Annotated in this window: 8 protein-coding genes and 1 pseudogene; 5 read left to right on the forward strand and 4 right to left on the reverse strand. The window is 72.4% G+C overall.

Annotated features, from left to right (window positions below):
- The 5 genes and pseudogenes from ACFV6I_RS19260 to ACFV6I_RS19280 form a co-directional block, all read left to right on the forward strand.
- A pseudogene (locus tag ACFV6I_RS19260) lies at positions 1-232 on the forward strand (hypothetical protein); the annotation flags it as partial.
- Positions 229-741, forward strand: coding sequence for an HIT family protein (locus tag ACFV6I_RS19265; RefSeq protein WP_363377527.1), 513 nt, complete (start codon positions 229-231; stop codon positions 739-741). The pseudogene ACFV6I_RS19260 and the gene ACFV6I_RS19265, both read left to right, overlap by 4 nt.
- A gap of 2 nt (positions 742-743) precedes the next feature.
- Positions 744-1,256 (forward strand): NUDIX hydrolase, encoded by a 513-nt coding sequence (locus ACFV6I_RS19270; RefSeq protein WP_363377526.1) that lies wholly within the window; start codon positions 744-746, stop codon positions 1,254-1,256.
- A 40-nt stretch (positions 1,257-1,296) separates the two neighbouring features.
- Positions 1,297-3,342, forward strand: coding sequence for an ABC transporter ATP-binding protein (locus tag ACFV6I_RS19275; RefSeq protein WP_380426518.1), 2,046 nt, complete (start codon positions 1,297-1,299; stop codon positions 3,340-3,342).
- A gap of 25 nt (positions 3,343-3,367) precedes the next feature.
- Entirely contained in the window at positions 3,368-3,724 is a 357-nt protein-coding gene (locus tag ACFV6I_RS19280; RefSeq protein WP_380426520.1) for a nucleotide pyrophosphohydrolase, read from the forward strand.
- Positions 3,725-3,824: 100 nt separating this feature from the next.
- Here the strand turns inward: ACFV6I_RS19280 and ACFV6I_RS19285 are convergent, their stop codons facing one another.
- From ACFV6I_RS19285 to ACFV6I_RS19300, 4 genes are all read right to left on the reverse strand, one after another.
- The gene (locus tag ACFV6I_RS19285; RefSeq protein ID WP_380426522.1) at positions 3,825-5,327 is read right to left on the reverse strand and encodes a hypothetical protein; all 1,503 of its coding nucleotides are present in this window, start codon (positions 5,325-5,327) and stop codon (positions 3,825-3,827) included.
- Positions 5,328-5,343: 16 nt separating this feature from the next.
- Entirely contained in the window at positions 5,344-6,258 is a 915-nt protein-coding gene (locus tag ACFV6I_RS19290; protein WP_380342163.1) for an ATP-grasp domain-containing protein, read from the reverse strand.
- Complete coding sequence (locus ACFV6I_RS19295; protein ID WP_380426524.1) at positions 6,255-7,061, reverse strand: pentapeptide repeat-containing protein; 807 nt, start codon at positions 7,059-7,061, stop codon at positions 6,255-6,257. Before ACFV6I_RS19295 ends, ACFV6I_RS19290 begins: the two co-directional genes overlap by 4 nt.
- A 7-nt stretch (positions 7,062-7,068) precedes the next feature.
- Positions 7,069-7,511: hypothetical protein (locus tag ACFV6I_RS19300; RefSeq protein WP_380426526.1), on the reverse strand; the 443-nt coding region annotated here is incomplete at its 5' end.

Raw genomic sequence — 7,511 nt, forward strand, 5'->3', positions numbered from 1 at the left:
CCCCGGGCGGGGGGCCGCTAACCCCCCGGGGCCCACCCCCCGGCCCCCCCGTGGGCGCGGGCCCGCCCGCGCCGTCACCACCGCCCTGGTCCAGGCACTCCGGCACAGCGGCTGCGGATCGATCGAGCTGCGCGCCACCGAAACCGGAGCCCCGCTCTACCGCACCCTCGGATTCGACCCCGTCGACGGCTACATGGCGCTGCGCCCCGGTGCAGAAGGCTGGACGCGGTGACCGCCTTCGACCTCGACGCCTACAACGAGCGGGCCCGCAACGGCCCCTGCTTCATCTGCTCGATGCTCGCCGGTGAGCCCGGGTACGAACACCGGATCGTCCTGGACGACGGCGTGCACGTTGCCTTCCTCGACCGCTACCCCACCCTGCCCGGCAAGCTCCTGGTCGCCCCGCGCACCCACGTCGAGGACACCATCAGCGGCTTCACCGAGGACCAGTACCTCGCCCTGCAGTTGGTCGTGCACCGGGTGGCGACCGCGCTCGCCGCGACCGTCCCCACCGAACGCCTCTACGTGCTGAGCCTGGGCAGCATGCAGGGCAACGCCCACGTCCACTGGCACATCGCCGCCCTACCGCCCGGCATCCCGTACGAGCAGCAGCAGTTCCACGCGCTGATGGCCGAGGGCTCGGGCGTCCTGCCCGACGACCCCGGCCGGGCCGAACGCCTCGCCGCCGACCTGCGCACCCGGCTCGGCCACCCCTGCCGTCACGACCAGCGAGGAGCCTGACCGTGGTCTTCGTCCCGCCCGAGCGGTTCGTCCCCACCCTGCCGCACGGCATCTCCTATGCCGGCGTCTTCCTGACCGACCGCCACGACCGGCCACTGCTGCTCACCTCCGTCCACCACCCGGGCGAATACCAGTACCCCGGCGGCCTCCTCGACGACGGCGAGGACCCGTGGACGTGCGCGCTGCGCGAGACCGCCGAGGAGATCGGCTTCGTCCCCGCCGCCCTCGACGACGCCCCCCGCCTCCTGATGCTCTCCTTCACCCCGCCGGAGCCGCCGTGGCCCTGGAAGATCGGCGTGACCTTCGACGGCGGCCGGCTCACCGACAAGGAGCTCGAACGCATCACCCCCGACCCCGCCGAGCACAGCGGTCACGCCGTCCGCACCGTCGAGGAGTGGGGGCGCATCGTCACCCCGCGCCGACTGCGCACGCTCCGCGCCTCACTCACCGCCCGCCGCACCGGCGTCGCCGAGTACCTCGTCTCCGAACCCCGCCGGCCGGGCGAACCCGGATGACGCCCCCGCCCCGCCTCAACCGCACTGTGGAGGAGAGCGCTTGAAGTCCCGTCTGTCTGAACCCGCGCCGACCGAACCCGCGCCGTTCGAACCGCCGCCGTCCGAACCCCCGCCGACCGACCACGTCTCCGACAGTGAGCAGTTCCTGTTCGGCGGACGGCTGCTCCCCGACTGGGGGTTCACCTCCCATGAGCAGACCATGCTCAGGATCAGCTTCCTCACGGTCGCCCGCCAGATCCCCGGCATGCTCCGCACCGCCCTGCGCCTGGCCTGGCAGGCCGACCGGGTGGCCCTGGTGTCCATCGCCGTCGCCGAAACCGGACGGGCGCTGGCCGCCGCCTTCGGCCTGCTCGCCACCAACCGCGCCCTCGCCTCCCTGTTCGCCTCCGGCAGCACCGACCAACTGCTGCGCGCGGCCCTGCCGGCCGCCCTCGCCATCGGCGGCGCCTCCGCGCTGTCCGCGATCCTGGGCGTGGTCTCCTCCTGGGCGGGAGGCCGGCTGGAGCCCAAGACCGAGCGGGCCGCGACCGTCGCCTACCTGCGCCGCGCGGCCCGCGTGGAGCTGGCCGCGGTGGAGGACCCCGAGTTCAGCAGACTGCTGGAGTCCGCCAGGTACGGCACGGCGGCCGTGCGGCGCCTGATCGGCCAGAGCATCGCCGTCCTCACCGCCCTGCTCGGCATGGTGGCCGCCGGCGGCGTCCTGCTCACCCTCGACCCGGTGCTGCTGCCCATGCTGGTGCTCATCGCCGCGCCGAAGGGGTGGGGCGCGGTCCGCTCCGCCCGGCGCCGCTACGGCTCCGTGATGGCCTGGCTCCAGCACCACCGGGCCGCCAGTCTGCTCGCCCAGCTGCTCACCAAGCCGCACTCCGCGCCCGAGGTCCGCGTCCACGCCATCGGCCCGTTCATCCTGGGCCACTACATCGCGATGGCCGAGGCGTCCGAGCAGGAGCAGAACCGCCTCGCCCGCGCCACCGCGACCACCTCCCTGCTCGCCTCCGTCCTCTCCGGGCTGGCCGCCGCCGCGACCTTCGCCGTCCTGGGCTGGCTCGTCCACGACGGGCAGATGGCGCTCGCCGTCGCGGGCACCGCCGTCGTCGGCATCCGCACCGGCGCCGCCGACATCACCTCCCTCGTCGGCACCGTCAACAACCTGTACGAGGAGGCCCTGTTCGTCACCGACCTCGACCGCCTCCAGTGCGAGGCCGACCGGCGCGCCATCCCCGCCGGCGGCACCGACCTCCCGCACCGCCCCACGGCCATCACCCTGGAGGGGGTGACCTTCACCTACCCCGGCCGCACGAGCCCGACGCTGTCCGACATCACCCTGCGGATCCCGCGCGGGCAGGTCGTCGCCTTGGTCGGCGACAACGGCTCCGGCAAGTCGACGCTCGTCAAGATCCTCACCGGCCTCTACCTGCCCGATGCCGGCCGGATGCTGTGGGACGGCGTCGATGCCGCGACCGCCGACCGGGACCAGCTGTTCTCCTCCTCCGCCGTCCTCGAACAGGGCTTCCAGCAGTGGCCGCTCACCCTGCGGGCCAACGTCCTGATCGGCCGACCCGAACACGGCGACGACCCGGCCCTGCTCAAGCGCGCGGCCGACTACGCCGACCTGCACCCGATCATCGACGCCCAGGACAACGGCTGGGACACCCTCGCCGCCCGCGGCTTCAAGGGCGGCGTCCAGCTGTCCGGCGGCCAGTGGCAGCGCGTCGGCATGGCCCGCACCCACCACCGGGCCACCACCACCGGGCCCGGCGGACGCCCCACCCACCTCGTGATCGCCGACGAGCCCACCTCCGCCCTCGACGCGAAGTCCGAGATCGCCGCGTTCACCCGCATCCGCGAACTCGCCGACCAGGGCCTGACCGTCATCCTGATCACCCACCGCCTCGCCGCCACCGCAGGCGCCGATCTCATCTACGTCCTGCGCGAGGGCCGGCTCACCGAACAGGGCACCCACGCGCAGCTGATGGCCGACCCGAACAGCGGCTACCGCTCCTCCTACCTCCTCCAGGCCCGCCAGTACGCCACCGAGATCCCCGACCAGCGGAACACGACCGCGCCCGCCGCCGATCCCGCCTGACCACGCACCCGAAACGGAGCAGCCGATGCCCACCTGGGACGAGATGTGCGCCGCCGCAGGCGAAGTCCGCGACCTCTACGACGAGATCAACCGGCGCAAGCTGGGCCGCACCTGGGGCCTGTCGGACTTCGTCCTCGGTTTCACCGGCGACGTCGGCGACCTCGCGAAGCTGGTCATGGCCCACCAGGGCCACCGCGCCGACGTGGCCGCGAGTGCCGGGGCGATCGGCCACGAGCTGTCCGACTGCCTGTTCTCGCTCATGGTCATCGCCCAGGAGACCGGCGTCGACCTCGCAGGCCGCTTCACCACCGACATGGCCGCCCTCGCCGCCCGTCTTCGCCCCGACCATGCCGCGCCGATCAGCGGCCCGTGCTCCTTGTGACGACCCGGAGCCGGCGGACAGGCGGACAGGTCTATCCGGTCGCGCTCGACGAGGTGGTCGAGGAGTGTGCCGGCGAAGGGCTCGGGGAGCGGGGGGCGGGTCAGAACCGGCTGCGGCGCAGGGCGTCGGTGAGCATGAGGGCCGGCAGCACCTGGTGCACCTGGCCCGTGTTGGCGTACGGGACGGCGCTGCCCTGCTGGGTGGCGAGGGTGTTCCAGGCCGCGAGGGGGAGGGAGGTGAGGGAGTTGCGGTCGTCCGGGGTGGCGGCGTCGAAGGGGGCGGGGCCGGGGGCGGTGACGCCGAGTTGGGTGAGCAGCGGGGAGAGCTGGGCGGGGTCGTTCTGGGTGTAGAGGCGGGCGGTCTTGGTGCCGGAGGTGCCGCGCCCGGCCCAGGCGGTGACCTGGGTCAGCGGGGCGAGGGTCTCGGAGACCAGGTCGGCGTGCGGGTCGAACAGGTAGACCTCCTGGAGGGTGTCCAGGTAGAGCGGGTGGGCCTGGTTGGCGGTGTTGCCGAGGAAGCAGGTGAGGGCGGCGTGGCCGCTGCTGAAGGAGGCCATGCCGAGGCGGCCGATCGGTCCGAACTGGAAGTTGCCGCTGCGCCGGAACATGAGGGCCTGGATCTCCGGAAGGTACTCCTGGAGGACGGTGGCGTCCGCGAACGACGAGATCTCGTCGCAGGGGTTGCCGGCGACCCGCATCAGCGGGAGCACGAGCACGACGTTCCGGGCGGCGCCGTCGATCTGGAGCGGGAGGCCCTTGGCGAAGGGGTTGGTGAGGAACGGGTCGCCGATGTACTGGAGGTAGTTGAGCAGGCCGAAGAACTGGTAGTCCCAGCCGAAGGGGTAGGTGCTGCCGGTGGTCGGGTCGTGGCGGTCCCGGGGTTCGTTGTAGAAGGCCGGGGAGTTCTGGGCCATGCCCGGGTGGAAGTAGACGAGGAAGGGCGCGGGCGGTCCGCCTGGGTCCCTGGACACGCCGGAGGGCCAGTAGACGGCGACGAGTTGCGGTGCGTCGACGCCGGGGAGTCGGAGGACGACGGCCTCGCCGCCGGGGGTCACGCTGCGGGTCTCGACCTGGATCGCGCCGCCACTGATCGACGGCGAGGCGATGAAGGTGCTGTCCGTCACGCCCGGGGGCGGGGAGTAGGCCCCCGGCGGCAGCGCCACGCCGGGGGTGCGGAAGCTCATGTCGCCGGGTGGTGGGGCGGGCGGGCTGCCCGGGTAGTCGCTGCCGGTCTGGGCCAGGCTGACGCGTGCCTGTTCGGTGACGTCGCGCAGCGGCGAGAAGTGGACCGTCAACTGGATCGTCTGGCCGGAGTCGGAGGACGTGACGGCGGGTGGCGGCCAGTTGCCGTCGGGTGGGAAGGTGGCCTGGACGGTGCCGGAGGAGTCGATGTCGAGGTGGGCGGTGGGCGTGCCGTACTTGGTCTGGTCGAGGGCGGCCGCCTGGATGTCGATCGACGCGTCGGTGTCCGGGATGTTGAAGATCGACTGGTCCAGGACCACGCTGTCCGGCCCGACCTGGTCACCGCCGTTCACGGCGATGGTGAAGTTGCACTGGGTGGTGGTCTGGCCGTGGATCTGGCCGGTGAGGACGAGCTGGGCCATCGGAGTCTCCTTCTCCTCAGTGCCGCGCGAGCGCGAGCGCGATGGCGTGGGCGATCGGCTGGCCGGTGTTGGCCTCGTAGTAGTTGAAGGCCGGACAGGGGTTGACCTCGAAGCAGTAGACCTCGCCGTCGTCGGCCAGCATCAGGTCGATGCCGGCGAGTGCGAGCCCCAGTCGTGCCGCCAGGTGCAGGCAGCGCTCGGCGAGGTCGTCGGGGGGCTGCCAGGGCGAGAGTTCGGCCCGGCCGCCGTCGCTCCGGGCGTAGCGGTAGTCGACCCGGTCGGTCTCGATCCGGGTGGCGAACACCTCGCCGGCGACCGTGTGCACCCGGACGTTGGTGCCGGTGACGTAGCGCTGGAACTGCACCGGGCAGTAGCGGATGAGCGGCAGCCGGTCGAGGGCCTCCCGGTCGAGCGTCCGGACGATCGAGCGGACCCCGCTGATCGACTTGTAGACCAGTTCGCCGTGCCGCGCGTGGAACTCGTGGACGAGGTCCGGGTCGTTGGTCACCAGGGTCTCCGGAGCCCGGAATCCGGACTGCTGGATCAGCTGGGCCTGGTGGGGCTTCGACGTGTTGGACGCCATCGCGCTCTCCCGGTTCATCACGCAGCCGGGGGCGAGTTCCGCCCAGGTGCTCAGGGCCGTGTGCCAGGACCGGCACCTGCGTACCGTGTCCTCGCCCGCCTCGCGGACTTCGGGGAGTCTGCGCCATTCCATCAGCCGGAGGTAGATGCCGGTGACGGTGGCGCAGTCGATGGATCCGCCGTCGTACGGGATGCGCCCCTGGACGGCGGTGCCGGTGGCTTCCACCTCGAACGGCAGTTCCTCGAAGCGCCGTTGGTGGAGCATGGCGTACGGCAGGCCGAGGCTGTCGAGTTCGGCCCTGACCCGGGCGAGCGGCGACTCGCTGGCGATGCCGCAGACGACGATCACGGCGCACCCCGGGGGAGCCCGGTGAGGTGTTCGTACAGGCGGTCGAGGAAGGCGGCGCCGGCTGGGCGGAGGTCGGGCAGGGGGCTCGCTCCCGCGAAGACCGCCGACCGACCGTCGTCGCGGCGGTGGTCGGCTCCGAGCAGGTCGGCCCCGGGCGGGTCGGCTCCGGGCAAGTCGGCCCCGGCCACGTCGGCCCCGAGCAGGTCGATCCCGAGCAGGTCGACCTCGGCGAGCCGGGCGAGCCGGACGTACGGCTCCTCGTCCTCGGCCGGGGGTGCGCCGAAGACGTGCTCGCCGAGCACCAGGACGTCGCCGCGCCCGGTCGGGGCCGCTCGCGGTTCGCCGTCGGGGCTGCTGGAGATCCGGGCCGGCCGGGCGGGGAGCCCCGCTCTGATCGCGAGTGCGGTCCACTCGGCGGTCGAGCGCCAGGCGCCGCACAGTCCGTACCCGGCAGGCCGGTTGACCGAGACCGGGGCCAGGCAGGTGAGCAGGCTGAGCAGGAGTGCGTCCAGCTCCTGGGCGGCGTAGGCGGCGTCGGTGTGGGTGGTGAACGGCAGGTACCCGAAGGGGGCGGAGGCCACCCGGTTGAGCACGCCGTCGACGTCACGGCTGTCCAGGACGCGCCCGTCGGGCAGGGTGATCTCGAAGCTCGCGCCGAGGCGGTCGACGCGGTGCACCGACCTGGTGGAGCTGAGCAGGGTCTGCGGGGAGAGCAGTTCCAGGGGTTCCAGCCCCCGCTCGCGCAGCCCCTCGTACGCCCACACGGCGGCCCGGTCCGCCGGATCGCAGAGCACCAGCCACATGCGGCGCCTACCTCTCGGTCCGTCCCGGCTCGGGGGGTTCGTCCCGCAGGGCGCTGTCCGCGAGGTCGGGGCGCTGCGCCGGGGGGATGAAGTGCTCGGGTGGGTGGTTGACTTCGGATGCCGGGTGCATGCCCTCGGCGGGGTGTTCCTTGAATGCGTCCTTGTCCTCCTTGGCTTCCTTCCGCTCCTTGTCGTCCTTGTCGTCCTTGTTCTCCTTGGCGACGTCCTTGACGTCCTTGACGTCCTTGCCCTTCTCGTCGCGTGACAGCTGCAGGGTGACCTCCTGGGCCACCGGATCGTTGCAGGGCAGGACGAAGTCGGCGGTCTGCAGGCTGGTGACGATCGGTTCGGATACGGGGCTGATCCCGATCTGGAGGTGGTCGCAGGCGTTGGGCGGGAGGCTGGCCGGGAAGTTCTTCAGCACGTAGCCCGCACCCATGGGCTGGTCGC

It is taken from the genome of Kitasatospora sp. NPDC059803, assembly GCF_042732255.1.
Taxonomy (GTDB): Bacteria; Actinomycetota; Actinomycetes; order Streptomycetales; family Streptomycetaceae; genus Kitasatospora.